At 65.2% G+C, this 1079-nt stretch carries 1 protein-coding gene; it reads right to left on the reverse strand.

What is annotated here, in order from left to right:
- The coding region (locus tag EOA22_RS34770) for a hypothetical protein (RefSeq protein ID WP_127390675.1) at positions 1-1079 on the reverse strand (1079 nt) is incomplete at both ends.

Genomic DNA, 1079 nt, shown 5'->3' on the forward strand with positions numbered 1-1079 from the left:
AACGAGTCCGGCCTCGATCTGCAGATCGGCCGTGCCGAACAGGTTCCAGCCCATCGCGAACGGATCGGAAAGTGCCGCAAGCGCATATTGGCCGTCGACGAGCAGCGCCGTCAGATAATGCGCAATGTGATAGGCAAGCGCGATCGGCACGATCGACCACACCAGCTGACCGGCCGCCTGGTTAAGAATGTGGTCGCTGCCGGCAAGACGTTGGCCGAGCCAGGCGGCAAGCAGGAACACCGCCGCCAGCAGCGCGAATGTCAGGATCAGCCCGAAAGTGCCGCTGCCGATCAGCGCCGTGCGGCCGGGAAATTCGAGCGGGTTGATGCCGAACAGGCCGAGCCAGAAGAAGGTTTTCGACAGGCCGTCGAAGGACACCGACGACAGGGCGAGCAGCAGGAAAGCCATGCCGCTGGCCGGCAAGGGCTCCGCGGCCAGCAGCTTGGCGCCCGGCCAGCACAGGGCAAGCCGGCCATGTTCGTTCCGTACCACAATTGCGAAACGCGCCACCATGGAGAAGAAGACCGTCAGGAATTCGCCGCTGCGGCTCCAGCCGCGATAGCCGAACGCCAGTATGGCGAGGAAAGAGAATAGCCAGTAGAGGCCGGCGGCCACGGCCAGACGCGCCGGATCGTCGGGCGCCGGATCGATGAGTTCGAACCAGGCAAAGGCGAAGAACAAGATGGCCGCAGGCCAGCAGCCGACCCATCGGGGCAGGCGCCATGTCCCGGTCCCGAACAGGCGCGAGGCGATACGCCATGGTCCATACCAGGGGTTCAGCCATGACCAGAGATCGCCGAAGAGGCCTTGCAACAGCGTGACGCCGGCCCACAAAAGGGTCCAGATCACCAAAGGCAGCGGGTTTGAAAGCGGGTCGTGGCTGCCGAAAAGGCCGGCGGCGATGAGAATTGCAAAGCCGGCAAAGGATATCAGGCTGATGGCGGCGCGGGCGCTGTCGCCGAAGGTGAACAGCGGCAGGCGTCGGCGCCAGAAGCGGGCAAGCGAAGCCGCCGGCAGCAGCGCCAGGACGAGGAAGCTGACGGCCACGGCGAAGGCGCCTCCGACCAGATAGTAGCCGG

Origin of the sequence: Mesorhizobium sp. M7A.F.Ca.US.014.04.1.1, assembly GCF_003998745.1 — a bacterium.
In the GTDB taxonomy this organism is placed as follows: Bacteria; Pseudomonadota; Alphaproteobacteria; order Rhizobiales; family Rhizobiaceae; genus Mesorhizobium; species Mesorhizobium ciceri.